The 16734-nt window shown below is 65.5% G+C and carries 17 protein-coding genes; 6 read left to right on the top strand and 11 right to left on the bottom strand.

Features of this window, described 5'->3' with window-relative positions:
- From VIM12_RS15720 to VIM12_RS15710, 3 genes are all read left to right on the top strand, one after another.
- Positions 1-450 carry a hypothetical protein gene (locus VIM12_RS15720; protein WP_331942614.1) on the top strand — a complete coding sequence of 150 codons (450 nt, stop codon included), beginning with the start codon at positions 1-3 and terminating at the stop codon, positions 448-450.
- Positions 447-1355: an MBL fold metallo-hydrolase gene (locus VIM12_RS15715; protein ID WP_331942613.1), complete on the top strand. Its 909-nt coding sequence runs from the start codon at positions 447-449 to the stop codon at positions 1353-1355. Before VIM12_RS15720 ends, VIM12_RS15715 begins: the two co-directional genes overlap by 4 nt.
- 112 nt (positions 1356-1467) lie before the next feature.
- Complete coding sequence (locus tag VIM12_RS15710) at positions 1468-2094, top strand: LysE family translocator (protein WP_331942612.1); 627 nt, start codon at positions 1468-1470, stop codon at positions 2092-2094.
- A gap of 34 nt (positions 2095-2128) precedes the next feature.
- Here VIM12_RS15710 and VIM12_RS15705 read toward each other — a convergent pair whose 3' ends face one another.
- The 3 genes from VIM12_RS15705 to VIM12_RS15695 all read right to left on the bottom strand — a co-directional run bounded on the left by VIM12_RS15705 (position 2129) and on the right by VIM12_RS15695 (position 5139).
- A complete protein-coding gene (locus VIM12_RS15705) occupies positions 2129-3028 on the bottom strand; it encodes an SDR family oxidoreductase (RefSeq protein ID WP_331942611.1) in 900 nt (299 codons plus the stop codon).
- 64 nt (positions 3029-3092) lie between these two features.
- On the bottom strand, positions 3093-3947 hold the full coding sequence (locus tag VIM12_RS15700; RefSeq protein ID WP_331942610.1) for an enoyl-CoA hydratase-related protein: 855 nt from the start codon (positions 3945-3947) through the stop codon (positions 3093-3095).
- A gap of 535 nt (positions 3948-4482) precedes the next feature.
- Complete coding sequence (locus VIM12_RS15695; protein WP_331942609.1) at positions 4483-5139, bottom strand: TetR/AcrR family transcriptional regulator; 657 nt, start codon at positions 5137-5139, stop codon at positions 4483-4485.
- Between the two features lie 175 nt (positions 5140-5314).
- Between VIM12_RS15695 and VIM12_RS15690 the strand changes: the two genes are divergently transcribed.
- Complete coding sequence (locus VIM12_RS15690) at positions 5315-6286, top strand: nitronate monooxygenase family protein (RefSeq protein ID WP_331942608.1); 972 nt, start codon at positions 5315-5317, stop codon at positions 6284-6286.
- Between the two features lie 87 nt (positions 6287-6373).
- Here the strand turns inward: VIM12_RS15690 and VIM12_RS15685 are convergent, their stop codons facing one another.
- Positions 6374-6955: a hypoxanthine-guanine phosphoribosyltransferase gene (locus VIM12_RS15685; RefSeq protein ID WP_331942607.1), complete on the bottom strand. Its 582-nt coding sequence runs from the start codon at positions 6953-6955 to the stop codon at positions 6374-6376.
- 145 nt (positions 6956-7100) lie between these two features.
- Between VIM12_RS15685 and VIM12_RS15680 the strand changes: the two genes are divergently transcribed.
- Together VIM12_RS15680 and VIM12_RS15675 are read left to right on the top strand one after the other, a co-directional pair.
- Positions 7101-7406, top strand: coding sequence for a DUF1330 domain-containing protein (locus VIM12_RS15680; RefSeq protein WP_331942606.1), 306 nt, complete (start codon positions 7101-7103; stop codon positions 7404-7406).
- Positions 7407-7506: 100 nt separating this feature from the next.
- Entirely contained in the window at positions 7507-7767 is a 261-nt protein-coding gene (locus VIM12_RS15675; RefSeq protein WP_331942605.1) for a hypothetical protein, read from the top strand.
- Between the two features lie 51 nt (positions 7768-7818).
- Here the strand turns inward: VIM12_RS15675 and VIM12_RS15670 are convergent, their stop codons facing one another.
- From VIM12_RS15670 to VIM12_RS15640, 7 genes are all read right to left on the bottom strand, one after another.
- The gene (locus VIM12_RS15670) at positions 7819-9066 is read right to left on the bottom strand and encodes a phenylacetate--CoA ligase family protein (RefSeq protein WP_331942604.1); all 1248 of its coding nucleotides are present in this window, start codon (positions 9064-9066) and stop codon (positions 7819-7821) included.
- A gap of 19 nt (positions 9067-9085) precedes the next feature.
- On the bottom strand, positions 9086-9925 hold the full coding sequence (locus VIM12_RS15665; RefSeq protein WP_331942603.1) for an ABC transporter ATP-binding protein: 840 nt from the start codon (positions 9923-9925) through the stop codon (positions 9086-9088).
- A 66-nt stretch (positions 9926-9991) separates the two neighbouring features.
- A complete protein-coding gene (locus VIM12_RS15660; RefSeq protein ID WP_331942602.1) occupies positions 9992-11293 on the bottom strand; it encodes an ABC transporter substrate-binding protein in 1302 nt (433 codons plus the stop codon).
- Between the two features lie 34 nt (positions 11294-11327).
- Positions 11328-12386: a branched-chain amino acid ABC transporter permease gene (locus VIM12_RS15655; RefSeq protein ID WP_331942601.1), complete on the bottom strand. Its 1059-nt coding sequence runs from the start codon at positions 12384-12386 to the stop codon at positions 11328-11330.
- A gap of 12 nt (positions 12387-12398) precedes the next feature.
- On the bottom strand, positions 12399-13301 hold the full coding sequence (locus VIM12_RS15650) for a branched-chain amino acid ABC transporter permease (protein ID WP_331942600.1): 903 nt from the start codon (positions 13299-13301) through the stop codon (positions 12399-12401).
- Between the two features lie 488 nt (positions 13302-13789).
- Complete coding sequence (locus tag VIM12_RS15645) at positions 13790-14578, bottom strand: ABC transporter ATP-binding protein (protein WP_331942599.1); 789 nt, start codon at positions 14576-14578, stop codon at positions 13790-13792.
- A 1-nt stretch (position 14579) separates the two neighbouring features.
- Positions 14580-16541: an AMP-dependent synthetase/ligase gene (locus tag VIM12_RS15640; protein ID WP_414691797.1), complete on the bottom strand. Its 1962-nt coding sequence runs from the start codon at positions 16539-16541 to the stop codon at positions 14580-14582.
- Positions 16542-16734: the final 193 nt, after the last annotated feature.

Here is a 16734-nt window from a genome sequence, read left to right as displayed (position 1 = left end):
ATGAAATTTGAATTCTACAAGCCGGAACATGCCGTCACCGGCCCCGCGTACAGCGGCTGGTTCAAGCTGCTCGCCACCTTCGTCACCATCGTGCTGGCCGGCTATGCGGCCAACATCGTGCTGCGTTTTCCGCTGCTGGAATACGGCTTCGGCGTGAAGATGCTGCTGCTGGGCGCTGCCCTGATGCTTGCCATCAGCTACTACTGGTTCCTGCGCTCGACCGTGACGGTCGACGACAAGGGCATCACCCAGCGCTGGATGTACAACCGGCAGGTCGAATGGCACGACATCCGCAGCGCCAAGCTGATCGGCGTCCCTTACATGAGCGCCATCTTCCCGCCGCGCCTGGTGGTCCGCACCGGCAACAGCTTCACCACCTTCAACGGCGGCACCCGGGACCTGCTGGTGGAGTTCGCCAAGATCTCGCTCGCCTACCAGATGAAGAAATGAAGCTGCCCGCGACCATGCGCGTGTTCGAGCGCGGCTGGCTTTCCTCGAACAACATCCTGTTCGACGGCGGCAGCGGCACCGCGCTGGTCGACACCGGCTATTCCACTCACGCCGCGCAGACGCTGGCGATGGTACGGCATGCACTGAAGGGCCGCCCGCTCGATCGCATCCTGAATACCCACCTCCATTCCGACCACTGCGGCGGCAATGCGGCGCTGCAGGCCGCGTACGGCAGCCGCACCGCGATCCCCGTCGCCGAAGCCGACAAGGTACGCGAGTGGAATGTCGAGGCGCTGAGCTACAAGGCCACCGGCCAGCAGTGCGAGCGCTTCGGCTTCGACGAGACGATCGCCCCCGGCGACCTGCTGGTGCTCGGCGACCTGCAGTGGCAGGCACTCGCGGCGCCCGGCCACGACCCGCACTCGCTGGTGTTCTGGTGCGCGGACGAGCGCATCCTGATCTCCGCCGACGCGCTGTGGGAAAACGGCTTCGGCGTCGTCTTCCCCGAACTGGAGGGCGAGTCCGGCTTCGCGGAAGTACGGGCCACGCTGGAACTGATTGCCACGCTCGGCGCGAAACTCGTGATCCCCGGCCACGGCGCACCGTTCACCGACGTGGACCGCGCGTTGCAGACCGCGTTCTCGCGCATCGACTATTACACCGCCGATCCGGCGCGCAATGCGCAGCATGCGATCAAGGTGCTGCTCAAGTTCCTGCTGCTCGAGAAGCAGGCGATTCCGTTGCCGGAGGTGGAGACCCTGCTGGGCGGCATGTTCCTGTTCCATGAAGCCAACCGGCGCTACCTGCACAAGTCCGACGCGGACCTTGCGCAATGGGCGGTGGCGCAACTGGAGAAGGCCGGGGTCGCGCAGCTGAGGGATGGCGTGCTGCTGAACCGCGATTGAGGTGATGAAAGGGGCAGGGCGTCCGCGAGTGGCGACCATTGCCGCGCGCCGGCGAGGATTTGGCGCGGATGCCGGCAACCTGACAAGCGGCCCCAAGCCGAGAAAGTAGACAATGATTCCAGTGGACGTCGCCGCCGCCTTCTTCGCCACCGCCATCCTGCTCGGCCTGGCGCCGGGCCCCGACAACATCTTCGTGCTCACCCAGTCCGCGCTGCGCGGGCCGCGTGCCGGCGTCCTGGTGACGCTAGGGTTGTGCACCGGGCTGGTGGTGCACACGCTGCTGGTCGCGTTCGGCGTGGCCGCCGTGTTCGCGGCGTCCGACCTGGCGTTCACGGTACTGAAGCTGGCGGGGGCGGCCTACCTGCTCTATCTCGCGTGGCAGGCATTCCGCGCGCCGGCCGAGTCGATCCGGCTCGGCAGCGCGGCGGGACCGGGGGGATGGGCGCTGTACCGGCGCGGCATCGTGATGAACGTCACCAACCCGAAGGTCTCGATCTTCTTCCTCGCCTTCCTGCCGCAGTTTGCCGATCCGGCGCGTGGCCCGCTCGGCGTCCAGATGATGCTGCTCGGTGCGCTGTTCATGCTGGCGACGCTGCTGGTGTTCGGCGGCGTCGCGCTGCTGGCCGGCGCCATCGGTGCGCGGCTCGGCGGTTCGGCGCGCGCGCAGCGGGTGATGAACCGGGTGGCGGGCACGGTGTTCGCGCTGCTGGCGCTGAAGCTCGCGACCACCAGCCGCTGAGATCGCCGCTGCCGGCCGCTGCCGCGGCCATGCGCTAGCCGCGTTGCGCCCGGTCCTTCTGGTTCTGCGCCTCGATGCGCTCGCGCGCTTCCTTCCACTGCTGCTCCGACCAGTTGCGCAGCTCGTAGAAATTGCCGCCGGTTGCGAGATGGCTGGCGCCGTCCATCATGATCGCCTGGCCGTTGAGCCAGTCGCAGCCGTCGCTCATCAGGAAGGTGGCGAGATTCTGCAGCTCTTCCATCTTGCCGGCGCGCCCCATCGGGTTGACCTTGGCCGAGCGCGCGCCCGGTTCCTCACCGGGGTTGAGCCGCTTGCTCATGCCCTCGGTCGGGATCTCGCCGGGGCCGATCGCGTTCAGGCGTACGCCATAGGGCGCCCACTCGGTGGCCAGCGACATGGTCATCGCATGGATCGCCGCCTTGCTCATCGCGGACGGCACCACGAAGGGACCGCCGTTCAGGACCCAGGTGACGATGATGGAAACGACGCTGCGGTAGCCGTCCTCGGGTTTCCACTGCCCGTTGCGCGCCATCTCCACCCAGCGGCGGCCCACCGCATGGGTGACGTAGAAGGTGCCATGCATCACGATGTTGGCAACGGCGTCGAATCCGCGCGGCGACAGGGCCGCCGTCGGCGAGATGAAGTTGCCGGCGGCGTTGTTGACCAGCCCGGTCAGCGGCCCGTCGGCGAAGATCTGCTCCACCATGTCGTCCACCGCCGCCGCATCCCGGATGTCGAGGCCGAAGGTCTTTACGCTGCCGCCGTGCTGCGCCATCAGCGCCGCGGCCGTCTCGTCGCAGACCTGCTTGCGGCGCCCGCAGATGTAGACGTCGGCGCCGAGCGACAGGTATTTCTCCGTCATGGCGCGGCCGAGGCCGGTGCCGCCGCCGGTCACGAGGATGCGTTTGCCCTGCATTAGTTTCGGTTGGAACATGATGGTCTCCTTCGGATGGTGGAATGCATTCTTGTCGCTCGCGCCGCGCATGCCTTGCGCGACGTCACTTGAGCCGGTAGTCGGCTTCGGCAAAGGAATGCAGCGGCGGCAGGTCGTCGAAGCGCGGCGCCCGGCCCTGCTGTTTCGCCTCGAATGCCTCCCTCAGGTTGCTTCCCTGCCAGATGCCGGATTGCAGCCAGCCCATCTGCCGCAATGCGTCGTCGGTGGCGTGGTCGCGCGCATAGTGGATCGCCTGCTTGCTGCCCCAGATCGCCACCGGCGGCTTCTCCGCGATTTCCCTCGCCATCTGCAGGGCCGCCTCCAGCATCGCGTCCTGCGTGTCGTGCACCTCGTTCACCAGTCCCACCGCCAGCGCGCGCTGCGCCGTCAGGCGGCGGCCGGTGTAGGCCAGCTCGTGCACGATGCCTTCCGGGATCAGTTTCGGCAGCCGCTGCAGCGTGCCGAGGTCGGCTGTCATGCCGATGTTGATTTCCTGGATGCAGAAGAATGCATCGCTGGTGGCAAGCCGGATATCGCAGGCGGACACCATGTCCACGCCGCCGCCGATGCAGCCGCCCTGGATGGCGGCGATCACGGGCATGCGCAGGCGCTCGATCAGGTTGAAGGCTTCCTGCATGTCCTCCAGCTGCGGGACGACGTTGGCGCGGCCGCCGGCGCTGCTGTCGTCCAGCGCGATGCCTTCGCCGCCGAACACGTCCAGCGCCATGCCCGCGGTGAAGTGCTTGCCGGTGGAGGAGATGACCAGCACCCTTGCCGGGGCTTCCCGCTGGAGGCGCTTCAGCACCTCGGTCAGTTCGCGCCATAGCACCGGGTGCATGGTGTTGAGCGCGGCCGGGCGGTTCAGGGTGAGGTGGGCGATCTTGTTTTCTATGGTGAGGCGCAGGGATTGGTATTCCATGGTGTCTCCTTTGTGATGGGTTTTGGTTTTCTTGTTCGGGTTCGTGGTCGTGTTTGTGTTTGTGTTCGTGTTCGTGTTCGTGTTCGTGTTCGTGTTCGTGTTCGTGTTCGGTTTTTCTTCGGTACCCCTGGACTGTCGTCACTCCGTGGAGGCTTGCCGGGACTCGCCCCGGCGGGCGACCTACTTCTTTGCTTCGTCAAAGAAGTAGGCAAGAAAGACGACCGCGATGGCTGCGCCCCCTTCGGGGGTGCCCGTATGCATCGCACCTGCAGCGGGAAGCGAAACAAACTCGCCTTCGGCTCAGACAAGTTTCGCTTCTTTATCCGCTGCAGGTACGATGCATTCGGCTTGCCAAAGCGGAAATCTTTCTACGGCTCGCTCGCGTTGCTCGCATTGCGTTGGGCTCGCTTCGCCTCGCCGCGCTTCTCTTCGCCTAGCTTCTCTTCCGTTCCTTGCGCTTCTCTTCTGGTCCTTGCTCTTCGCTGCCTGCGTGCCGCACGCGGGAATGCGTTGAGCGGTCCTCGGGCGCCGTCGTTCATTCCTCCGGCGTTGCCACTCGCAGCGCCGTCAGTACCGCGTTTACCGCTGCGTCGAACAGTTCGTCCGCGCGGTCCGTCTTCAGGTAGTAGCCCTTCAGTTCCAGGCTGACCGCGCCATGCATGGCGGCCCAGAGCAGGCGTGCGGCGGCGGTCGGATTCGATTTCGGCAGCGCGCCTTCTTCCATGAGGCGCGCGAAGGTATCGATCAGCGCGGCGAGGGATTCCCATGCCTGCTTGCGCGATTCGACCGGCGGCACGAAGCCGGCGATGGCGTCGCCGAACATCACCATGTAGTAGGCGGGGTTTTCCTTCGCGTAGGCATGGTAGATGCGCGCATGCATGCGCAGCGGCGCCAGCCTGTCCTTGTCGGAGTTCTTGCGTCCGGTCTGCTCGGCGGCCGCGAAGGCGCCCTTGAGCCGGGCAAATCCTTCCAGGTAGAGCTCGTTCGCCAGGCCGTCCTTGCCGCCGAAAAGCGAGTAGAGCAGGGTGGTCGAACAGTTCACCGCATCCGCCACCCGTCGCACCGTCAGGGCCGACGGTCCTTCCTCGCGCAGCAGGCGCGTGGCCGCGTCGAGCATGCCCTGGCGCAGCGCGCCGCGCAGGTCTTCCTGCGCCTGGCGGAAATCGACCACGTCGTTTTTTCTGGTTTTCATGTCGGCGATAGGCGTGCAAATAACGTTGTTTTTTCTGATAACATCATAAACAGAAAAACGGAAAACGCAATCGCCTTCGTCCGGAAAGCGCGACCGGCAACGCGGAAGCCGCCATCTGCAATCCATCGTCAACCGTCATCGCCGGTGCGCCGGCCCTGCCAGCATAGGAGTAGTCATGAGCAACAACCGTCTGCCGCCCGCCCTGCAGAATCTCAGCCTGCCGGTCATCGCTTCGCCCATGTTCATCGCCAGCGGACCGGCCCTGGTCAAGGCGCAGTGCAAGGCCGGCATCGTCGGTTCCTTCCCTGCGCTGAATGCGCGCCCCGCCGAACTGCTCGACACCTGGCTGACCGAGATCCAGGAAGACCTGGCCGCGTTCAGGGAAGCCAACCCCGGCAAGCCGGTAGGTCCAATCGCGGTGAACCAGATCGTGCACCAGTCCAACGACCGTCTTGCGCACGATGTCGAGGTCTGCGTGCGCCACCGGGTGCCGATCATCATCTCCAGCCTGCGCGCGCCGCCGAAGGAGATGCTGGATGCGGTGCACAGCTACGGCGGCATCGTGCTGCATGACGTGATCTCCATCCGCCACGCACAGAAGGCGCTGGAGGCGGGCGTCGACGGCCTGATCCTGGTCGCGGCTGGCGCGGGCGGGCATGCCGGCGCGCTGTCCCCGTTCGCGCTGGTGGGCGAGGTGCGGAAATTCTTCGACGGTCCGGTCGCGCTGTCCGGATCGATCGCCAGCGGCGACGCGGTCCTCGCCGCCCAGGCCATGGGCGCCGACTTCGCCTACATCGGCTCCCGCTGGCTGGCGACGAAGGAGTCGAACGTGGACGAGGCGTATCGCCAGGCCATTGTCGAGTCGAGCGCAGCCGACGTCATCTATACCAACCTGTTTACCGGCGTGCACGGCAACTACCTGCGCAAGTCCATCGTCGCGGCCGGCCTGGATCCGGAAAACCTGCCTACCGCCGACAAGTCGGCCATGAACTTCGGTTCCGGCGGCGGCAGCAAGGCCAAGGCGTGGCGCGACATCTGGGGGGCCGGCCAGGGTGTCGGCCTGATGGATGCGGTGCTGTCGGTGGAAGAGGTGATGGAGAAGCTGAAGGCGGAATACGCGGCGGCGCGTCGCCGGCTGGCGCTGTAGGGCACGGGCCGCCGCGCGGCGCAGGCGCAAATGAAAACGGACCCGGCGGCCTGCGCCGTCCGGGTCCGCGGAAGATCAATGTGCGACTCAGCCCGGGGTCTTGATCGCCCAGATCTCCGGCAGGTTGCGCCAGTAGCCGTAGGCATCCATCCCGTAGCCGACCACGAAACGATCCGGCAGCGTCAGCCCGATGTAGTCGGCGGTAACCGGCTTGGTGCGACCGATGTCCTTGTCCGAAAACACCGCCAGCACGACTTCCTTTGCCCCCATCTCGAGCAGGCGCTCCTTCACGTGCGCCAGGGTCTCGCCTTCGTCGAGTATGTCGTCGAGCACGATCACCGTCCGGCCCTCGACATTGGAGCGCGGGATCACCTTCCATTCGATCTTGCCGCCCTGGTCCTTGGTCCCGTAGCGGGTCACGTGCATGTAGTCGAATTCGAGCGGGAAGCTGAGCCGGGTCAGGATCTGGCCGCAGAACACCACGGCGCCGCCCATGACGCCGAGCACCAGCGGGAAAGCCGGGGCGTCGTCGTTGTCGAAGCGCGCATTGAGATGCGCCGCCACCTTGTCGACCGCCTGCTGGACGGCGGCGGCGTCGAAAAGGCGTTCGGCATCCTTCATCAAAGCGCGCGCCTTGTCGCGGTGAAAGTCGGAGTCGATGAACGGCATGGAGGCAACCTCGGAGGACGATGGGTGGAAGACGGAAACCGGCGGGCGGATGCTATCCTGCCCGGTATTCCAGAAGGCGGCCATGATATGCCGTCACGCCCCCGCCTGCAACCCGGGGTGACCCGACCAACGAAACGGAGGATCCATGAAGAAGGCCTATGTTGTCGCCGAAGTAAGCGTCCAGAATCCGGGCCCGTACGAGGGCTACCGGGCGCTGGCGACCGAAAGCGTCGCGCAGTTCGGCGGCCGCTTCCTGGTGCGCGGCGGCGCGCGCGAGCAGAAGGAAGGGGAGGACGCGCAGCACAACGGCAGCCTGCGCACCGTAATCGTCGAATTCCCGTCGCTGGCACAGGCGCAGGCCTGGTATGCATCGCCCGAGTACCGGAAGGCGAAGGATATCCGCGTCGCCCATTCCACCGGGCGTCTGTTCATCGTGGAAGGCGCCGAATAACCGGGCATGACGGGCGCCGGTGCCCGACAGCCATCAATCGCGGGAATCTTTCCACCAGTGCGGCCTCGAACCCTTGTCAACCCAACAAAGGGAGAGCGTCATGCAGGATCGTACCCTGAAGCAGCACCAGATCAGCACCCAGCGGCCGTACAAGGAAGGCTCGACGCCGCGCATGCCGCACGAGCGCGACGAGTCCAACGACGAATACGATGGCGAAGTGCGCGACGACATCAAGCAGGCCTACAAGGACCTGGAAGCCGGGCAGGTCGACACCGACCTGCGCGAGACCGGCGGCGTCGACGAAGCGGTCAATGACCGGCCGGGCACGTCGCCGGACAAGGTGGTGAAGAAGTCGTTCTAGCGGACCCGGGGGCCGGCCGTCATCGATGCCGGCCCGGCCTGTCCTGCGAGCCTACTCGTATTTGCGGGCATCCTCGATCACCCGGCCGTCGTTCGGCAGGGTGCCCGGCGCCAGCAGCTTCACCTCGCCGCGCAGCTTGGTGACCTCGCGGATCGATTCCACCAGCGCCGGCACATCGACAGCGGACGGCGTGTCCACCTCGCACAGCAGCGTCATCACGTCGTTTCCCATTTCGCCGCTGACCACCAGGCGCGCCTTCCGCAGCTGCGGATGGCGCCGGGCGATTTCGGCCACTTGCGACGGGTGGACGAACATCGCGCGCACCTTGGTGGTCTGGTCGGCCCGACCCATCCAGCCGCGGATGCGGGTGTTGGTGCGGCCGCAGGGCGATACGCCGGGCAGGATCGCCGACAGGTCGCCGGTGCCGAAGCGCACCAGCGGATAGTCGGGATTGAAGGAAGTCACGACCACTTCTCCCACCTCGCCTTCCGCCACCGGGTCGCCGGTTCCCGGGCGCACGATCTCGAGGACCAGCTCCTCGTCCAGCACCATGCCCGGATGCACCTCGCCGTCGCTGGCGGTCTCGTAGGCGATGTTGCCGATGTCGGCCGAGCCGTACATCTGCAGTACATGGGGCACGCCGTTGTCCTGCAGCCAGTTGCGCAGCGAGGGCGGCAGGGCCTCGGCGCCGACCAGCGCGCGCCGCATGCTGGAAATGTCGGCGCCGAGTTCGTTCGCCTTCTCGATGATGATCTTGAGGAAGGAAGGCGTGCCGACATAGGCGTCCGGCCGCAAACCGGCGATCGCCTGCACCTGCATTTCGGTCTGGCCGATGCCGGCCGGGATCACCGCGCATCCCAGCCGGGCGGCGCCGCCCTCCGCCATGAAGGCGGCCGGCGTGAAATGATAGGAAAAGCAGTTCTGCACCAGGTGGCCTTCGCGCAGGCCGAGCGCCGCCATCGGGCGGGCGAAGCGCCACCAGTCGGCGCCATGGCCTTCCGGGTCGAAGATCGGACCGGGCGACATGAACACCCGGCGCAGGTGACGGGCGTCGGTGGTCGTCAGCCCGCCGAAGGGTGGGTCCTGCTGCTGCAGTTGCTTCAGGTCGGACTTGCGGGTAACGGGCAGCTGCGCCAGCGCCGCGCGGCTGTCGACCGCGCGTGCCTCCACGCCCTGCAGTATGCGGGCCCAGCCGCGCGCGCACTGCGCATCGGCAATCAGCTGCGGCAGCGCCTGCATCAGTGCGCGTTCACGCTGCTGCGGGTCGCGGGTTTCCAGTGCGTCGAGATGCTTGCTCATGTCGGTTCGTCCCTATGGCTCAGGCCAGCCAGCGTTTGCGGCGGCGATAGAACTTCATGTCGCGGAAGCTCTTGCGCCCGGCGCCGGAAACGCCGAGGTAGAACTCCTTGACGTCCTCGTTCGCCGCCAGGTCCCGCGCGTCGCCCTCCATCACCACCCGGCCGTTCTCCAGGATGTAGCCGAAGTCGGCGTAGCGCAGGGCCACCATCGTGTTCTGCTCGGCGACCAGGAAGGACACGCCTTCCTTGCCGTTCAGGTCCTTCACGATCTCGAAGATCTCCTCGACGATCTGCGGCGCCAGTCCCATCGACGGCTCGTCGAGCAGGATCATCGATGGCCGCGCCATCAGCGAGCGGCCGATCGCGCACATCTGCTGCTCGCCGCCGGAGGTGTAGCCGGCCTGCGAACCGCGCCGCTGCTTCAGGCGCGGGAAATAGTGATAGACCATCTCCAGCTGCTCCTTCAGTTCGGAACGGGACAGCTTGCGGGTGTAGGCGCCGGTCAGCAGGTTCTCTTCAATCGTCAGGTGGGCGAAGCAATGGCGGCCTTCCATCACCTGCGACAGGCCGCGCTTCACCAGCTCGTTCGGGGTGAGCTGGTCGATGCGCTGGCCCATGAATTCGATGCTGCCCTTGGTGACATCGCCGCGCTCGCCGCGCAGCAAAGTGGAAATCGACTTCATGGTGGTCGACTTGCCGGCGCCGTTGGCGCCGAGCAGCGCGACGATGCGGCCCTTGGGCACCTGCAGCGAAACGCCCTTCAGGACCAGGATCACGTGGTCGTAGATGACCTCGATGTTGTTGACGGACAGGCAGGGCGTCGCAGGCCCGGGGGCGATCGGCGAGGCAGTCAGGCTCATGGCATTCCCGTATCGTTGTGGCGGCCGGCCTCCCCGACGGGGAGGCCGGTTCGTGGCGGCTTCCGGTCAGTTCAGGCAGGCCGGCTTGATGTTCTTCTCCGCCGCATACTTGTTGGACGATTCCTCCAGCAGCTTGCGGGTCAGGGCCTTGTCGCCGACCACCCAGTTGGCGGTGATCGGCACCCACTTGCTGCCGTTCCATTGCTGCACCTTGACCGCCCCGGAGCCCTCGTGGTCGTCGCAGGAGGTCTTCACCGGCGGGAACATGCCAAACGCGCCGAGCTGCTTCTGGCGCGCCTCGTCGACGTTCAGGTTCTCGAAGCCCCAGCGCACCTGCTCGCCGGTCAGGGTCTTGCCCTTGCCGTACTTCTCCTGCGCCTTGCGGATCGCCTCCACCCACAGGATGCCGGCCGTCACGCCGCGCATGTGATAGACCGAGCCGACGCGCGACTTGTCGTCGAGGTTGCCGCGGCCCGCCTCGTACACCTTCTTGCGGATCTCATCCAGCACCGGATAGTTGCCCGGCGTGTTGAAGGTCATCGTGGTGTAGCCCTTGGCGGCGTCGCCGGCGGGTATGGTGTCCTCCTCCGAACCGGCCCACCAGACGCCGAGGATCTTCTCGCGCGGGAAGCCGTTTCGCTGCGCGGTCTTGATCGCCACCGCATTCATCACGCCCCAGCCCCACAGGATCACGTAGTCGGGCCGCGCCTGGCGGATCTGCAGCCATTGCGACTGCTGCTCGTTGCCGGGATGGGCGACCGGAATCTTGATCAGCTCGAAGCCGTACTGCTGCGCCTGCGCCTCCAGCACCGGCAACGGCTCCTTGCCGAAGGCCGAGTCGTGGTACAGGTGAACGATCTTCTTGCCCTTCAGTTTTTCCATGCCGCCTTCCTTGCTGCCGAGGTAGGCGGTCATCGCGGCCGCCTGGTTCCAGTAGCTGGTGATCAGCGGGAAGACATAGGGAAATACCTTGCCGTTGGCGGCATCGGAGCGGCCGTAGCCCAGCGTCGTCATCGGCACCTTGTCGACCGCGACCCGGTCGAGGATGCCGTAGGCGATGCCGGTCGCCAGCGGCTCGACCAGCGAGGCGCCGCCGCTGTTCGACTTCAGGCGCTCGTAACACTCGACGCCGCGGGAGGCGTTGTATTCGGTCTCGCACTCCTCCCATTTCAGCTTGACGCCGTTGATCCCGCCGTTGGCGTTGACCAGGTTCATGTAGTCGATCGCCCCCCCGAAGAAGCCGGAGCCGCCGGCGGCATACGGGCCGACGCGATAGGACAGGATGGGGATGTACTGTTCCTGGGCGGCCGCCACCGTGACGGTGCCGGCCAGGGCTGCGCCGAGCAGCGCGGTTTTGATCAGCTTCATGTCTTCCTCCTAGTTATAGTCAACAGCAACGGACTCAGTGCGGGAAAGGCCAGAGACGCAGCTTTTCCTTCGCGATTTGCCACAAGCGTGCAAGCCCATGGGGCTCCACGATCAGGAAAAAAATGATCAGCGCGCCGAACACCATCAGCTCCAGGTTGGAGGCGACCGAGGTCGGCAGCCCCAGCGCGTGGGCGATGATGTTGAGCAGGATCGGCAGCAGCACGATGAAGGCGGCGCCGAAGAAGGCGCCCGCCACCGAGCCGACGCCGCCGATGATGATCATGAACAGGATGCGGAACGACAGGTCGAGGCTGTAGGCTTCCGGCTCCACGGTGCCGAGATAGGCGTAGGCATACAGCGCGCCGGCGATGCCGCAGTAGAAGGAGCTCACGGCGAACGCCAGCAGCTTGGTGCGCATCAGGCGGAAGCCGATCACCTCCGCCGCCATGTCCATGTCGCGCACCGCCATCCAGGAACGGCCGACATTGCTGCGCACCATGTTCTTCATCAGCAGCGCCATCACGCAGACGATGGACAGCGTCAGCAGGTACTTGCTGGCCGGCGTGTCGAATGTGTAGCCGAAAATCTGCATCTGCTGCGCGGTGATCACGCCGGAGGAACTGTAGTTGGTGAACCAGCCGATCTTGGTCAGGCACCAGACCACGAAGAACTGCGTCGCCAGCGTCGCCGCCGCCAGGTAGAAGCCGCGGATGCGCAGCGAGGGCAGGCCGAAGGCGACGCCGACCAGCGCCGCGCAGATGCCGCCGAGGATGAAGGCGACCAGCAGCGGAATGCCGGGAATGCGCAGGATGAAGTTGTACGAGGCGAAGGCGCCGACCGCCATGAACGCGGCGCTGCCGAGGGAAAGCTGGCCGGCGTAGCCGGTCAGGATGTTGAGCCCGAGCGCCGCCAGCGAGAAGATCAGGAACGGGATCAGGATGGCGGAGAAGGTGTATGGCGAGGCGGTGAAGGGCACCACGCAGAATGCGACGAGCAGCAGCGCCAGGATGGCGTTGCGGTCCTGCCGGATGGGGAAGACCTGGCTGTCGGCCTGGTAGGTGATCTTGAACTGCCCTGCTTCGCGGTAAAACATCGGTCGTCCTCCCTAAATCCTGCGGATGATCTTTTCGCCGAACAGCCCTTCCGGCCGCACCAGCAGGAACAGCAGCGCCAGCACGTAGGGGAACCAGCCCTCGATGCCGCCGCCGACCAGCGGTCCGAGGTAAACCTCGGCCAGCTTTTCCGAGGCGCCGACGATCAGGCCGCCGACGATGGCGCCGGGGATCGAGGTGAAGCCGCCGAGGATCAGCACCGGCAGCGCCTTGAGCGCGACGAAGGTGAGCGCGAACTGCACGCCGTTGCGGGCGCCCCAGAGCAGGCCGGCGACGAGCGCGACGAATCCGGCCACGGCCCAGACGATGCCCCAGATCTGCTGCAGCGGAATGCCGACGGCCAGCGCCGCCTGGTGGTCGTCGGCCACCGCGCGCAGCGCGCGGCCGACCTTGGTGCGGGAAAAGAACAGCGCGAGGGCGGTGACCAGGGCGGCGCAGATCAGCGCGGCGATGACGTCGAACTGCGACACCATCACGTTGTAGTTGGCCATCAGGTATTCGATCGGCACGTCCTGGATGCCGATGTCGAGGCGGCGCACCTGGGAGCCCCAGATCAGCTGGGCAAGCCCTTCGACGAAGAAGGTCAGGCCGATGGTGGCCATGAACAGGGTGATCTCGTGCTGGTTGACCAGCGGGCGCAGGACGATGCGTTCGGTGGCGAGGCCCAGCAGGACCATGGCGGCCATGGTCAGCGGGATGGCGATCCAGAGGGACAGGTCGAAGGTCTGGACCAGGCCGACGCAGGTGAGGGCGGCGAAGAAGACCATGGCGCCCTGGGCGAAGTTGAAGACGCCGGAGGCCTTGTAGATCAGGACGAAGCCGAGGGCTACCAGGGCGTACATGACGCCTGCCAGCAGGCCGCCTATCAGGACTTCCAGGAAGAAGCTTAGTGCCATTTGTTGCCTGCCTTGTCTCTTTGGTTTTTGTTTTTTGCTGGTTCTGGGTCTGGTGCTGCGCTCTCGGGTTGTTGTTCTTGTGGCTGTTGTTCTTGTGGCTGTTGTTCTCGTTGCTGTGTTTTTCTTCGGTGCCCCTGGGCTGTCGTCTCTCCGCGGAGCATTGCCGGGACCCGCCCCGGCGGGCGACCTACTTCTTTGCTTCGCCAAAGAAGTAGGCAAGAAAGGCGACCGCGATGGCTGCGCCCCCTTCGGAGGTGCCCGAAATTCACCGGACCCGCAGCGGGAAGCGAAAGAAACTCGCCTTCGGCTCAGACAAGTTTCGCTTCTTTATCCGCTGCGGGTCCGGTGCATTCGGCTTGCCAAAGCGGAGTGCTCTTTACGGCTCGCTCGCGTTGCTCGCATTGCCTTGGGCTTGCTTCGCATCGCCGGTTCTTGCTTGCCTTGCTGCTTCTCTGCTTGCTTTTCTGCTGCTGCCAGGCCGCCTGCGCTCAGTGCGCCACGCCGAGGTAGGCGTTGATCACGTCCTGGTTGCTTCTCACTTCCTCCGGCGTGCCGTCGCCGATCTTCCTGCCGTAATCCAGCACGACCACCCGGTCCGATATATCCATCACCACGCCCATGTCATGCTCGATCAGCACGATGGTCGTACCGAACTGGTCGTTGACGTCCAGGATGAAGCGGCACATGTCCTGCTTCTCTTCGACGTTCATGCCGGCCATCGGCTCGTCCAGCAGCAGGATCTGCGGTTCCGCGGCGAGCGCGCGGCCGAGTTCGACGCGCTTTTGCAGGCCGTAGGGCAGGCGGCTGACGGGGGTTTTGCGGATGTGCTGGATCTCGAGGAAGTCGATGATCTCTTCGACCTTCTTGCGGTGCGCGATCTCCTCGCGTTGCGCCGGGCCCCAGTACAGGGCCTGCAGCAGGAAGTTGGTCTGCATCTTCAGGTTGCGGCCCGTCATGATGTTGTCGAGCACGCTCATGCCCTTGAACAGGGCGATGTTCTGGAAGGTGCGGGCGATGCCGCTCTTGGCCGCGGCGTAGGTGTTCATGTCGCGGCGGGTTTCGCCGCGGTAGATGATTTCGCCCTGCTGCGGGCGGTAGACGCCGTTGATCACGTTGAGCATCGAGCTCTTGCCGGCGCCGTTGGGGCCGATGATCGCGCGGATTTCGTGTTCGCGGACATCGAAGGAGATGTCGGTGAGGGCCTTGACGCCGCCGAAGGACAGCGAGATGTTTTTCAGGGCGAGGATGACGTCGCCGGTCTTGCGCCGCATGTCCATGTCAGGCCGCCTTCTTCAGTTCGTCCCAGGTCCGGACGTCGACGATGCGCAGGTCGGCCGCGACCATGCCCTGGCGCCCGTCCTCGAACTTGACCTGCGTCTCGATGTACTGGCTGGTCCTGCCGCCGTACAGCGCATCGATCAGCACCTTGTACTTTTCCGCGACGAAGCGCCGTCGCACCTTGCGGGTGCGGGTCAGCTCGTCGTCGTCGGGGTCGAGCTCCTTGTGCAGCACCAGGAAGCGGTGTATCTGGGTACCGGACATCAGGCTTTCGGAGGCGAGGTCGGCGTTCACCTTCTCCACGCACTCGGCGATCAGGTCGTAGGTCTCGCGCTTGCCGGCGAGGTCGGTGTAGCCGGAATAGGCAATGCCGCGGCGTTCCGCCCAGTTGCCGACCGCTTCCATGTCGATGTTGATGAACGCGCAGACCTTGTCGCGCTGGTTGCCGAAGGCGACCGCCTCCTTGATGAAGGGGAAGAACTTCAGCTTGTTCTCGATGTAGTTGGGCGCGAACATCTGGCCGCTGGTCATGCGGCCGACATCCGCCGCCCGGTCGATGATCTTCAGGTGGCCCTGCTCGTCGAAGACGCCGGCGTCGCCGGTGTGGAAATAGCCGTCGTCGTCGAGCACCTCGGCGGTGGCGTCGGGACGCTTGTAGTAACCCTTGAGCATCGCGCTGGAGCGCACCAGCACCTCGCCGTTCGGCGCCAGCTTCACTTCCACGCCCGGCGCCGGCACGCCCACGCTGTCGAACTTGATCTGGCCATCGGGCTGCAGGCAGACGTAGGCGCAGGTCTCGGTTGCGCCGTACAGCTGCTTCAGGTTGACGCCGATGGAGCGGTAGAAGCGGAACAGGTCGGGGCCGATGGCCGCGCCGGCGGTGTAGGCGACGCGCACCCGCGACAGTCCGAGCACGTTCTTCAGCGGTCCGTAGACGAAGAAGCTGCCGAGGGTGTAGCGCAGGCGGTCGAGCAGGCCGACCTTGCGGCCGTCGAGGATGTCCGACCCGACCCGGCGCGCGACTTCCATGTAATGGTGGAACATGGCGCGCTTGAGGCGGCCGGCATCCTCCATCCGGATCATCACCGTGGTCAGCATGTTCTCGAATACGCGCGGCGGAGCGAAGTAGTAGGTGGGGCCGATCTCGCGCATGTCGGTCATCACGGTCTCGCCCGACTCCGGGCAATTGACGGTGAAGCCGGCCACCAGTTGCTGGGCGAAGGAGAACAGGTGGTCGCCGACCCAGGCCATCGGCAGGTAGGACAGGATGTCCTCGTCGGCGCCGAGCTTGTCGAAGGCCACCCCGCCGCGCGCTGCCGCGACAAAGGAATGGTGGGTCTGGCACACGCCCTTGGGCTTGCCGGTGGTGCCGGAGGTGTACAGCATAACCGCGGTATCGTCGTCGGTGCCGGCGTTGACCTGGTGGGTGAAGAAGCCCGGGTGTTCCTTCTCGAAGGCGCGGCCGCGCTGCTGCACCTGCTCGAACGACGCCAGCTCCGGCTGATGGTAGTGACGCAGCCCGCGCGGATCGTCGTAGATGATGTGGGTGATGCGGTCGCCGTCCATGCCTTGCTTGATCTCGAACAGCTTGTCGACCTGTTCCTGGTCCTCGACCACCGCGAAATCGATCTCCGCATCGTCGAGCACGTAGGCCATGTCGGCTGCCGGCGCATCCTGGTACAGCGGCACCGCGACGCCGCCCAGGCACTGCGCAGCGAGCATCGCCCAGTACAGCCGGGGACGGTTGTCGCCGATGATGGCAAGGTTCATCCCCCGGCGGAAGCCGAGCGCCGCCAGGCCGCAGGCAAACAGGCGCACCTCGTCCGCAACCTGGGACCAGGTCCACGTCTGCCAGATGCCGAGGTCTTTTTCGCGGAAGGCCGGCGCGTCCGGACGGATGCGCGCGTGCTGGAGCAGCAGGCGGGGAAAGGTCTGCCCGCCGAGGTCGTTCATCTCTACCATCGTCCCACTCTCTTTCAACAGTCGTACCGTCATCAAGGAGCGGAGGGCGCAAGCCCACGCCGGCGGTGATGTCCGCGGCGGTCGTATGGGCTTACAATGTCTCCGTGCTTTTTGTTTGCTCAGGATACTAGACAGAACCCGTCGCGCGTTCTGTCATCCTGCTGACAATCCTCATTAAAACAAGAACTATCGT

Source organism: Noviherbaspirillum sp. (assembly GCF_036563305.1).
GTDB lineage: Bacteria > Pseudomonadota > Gammaproteobacteria > Burkholderiales > Burkholderiaceae_D > Noviherbaspirillum.
Note: the sequence above shows the minus strand (reverse complement) of the source record. Positions and strands in the feature narration are given on the sequence as shown.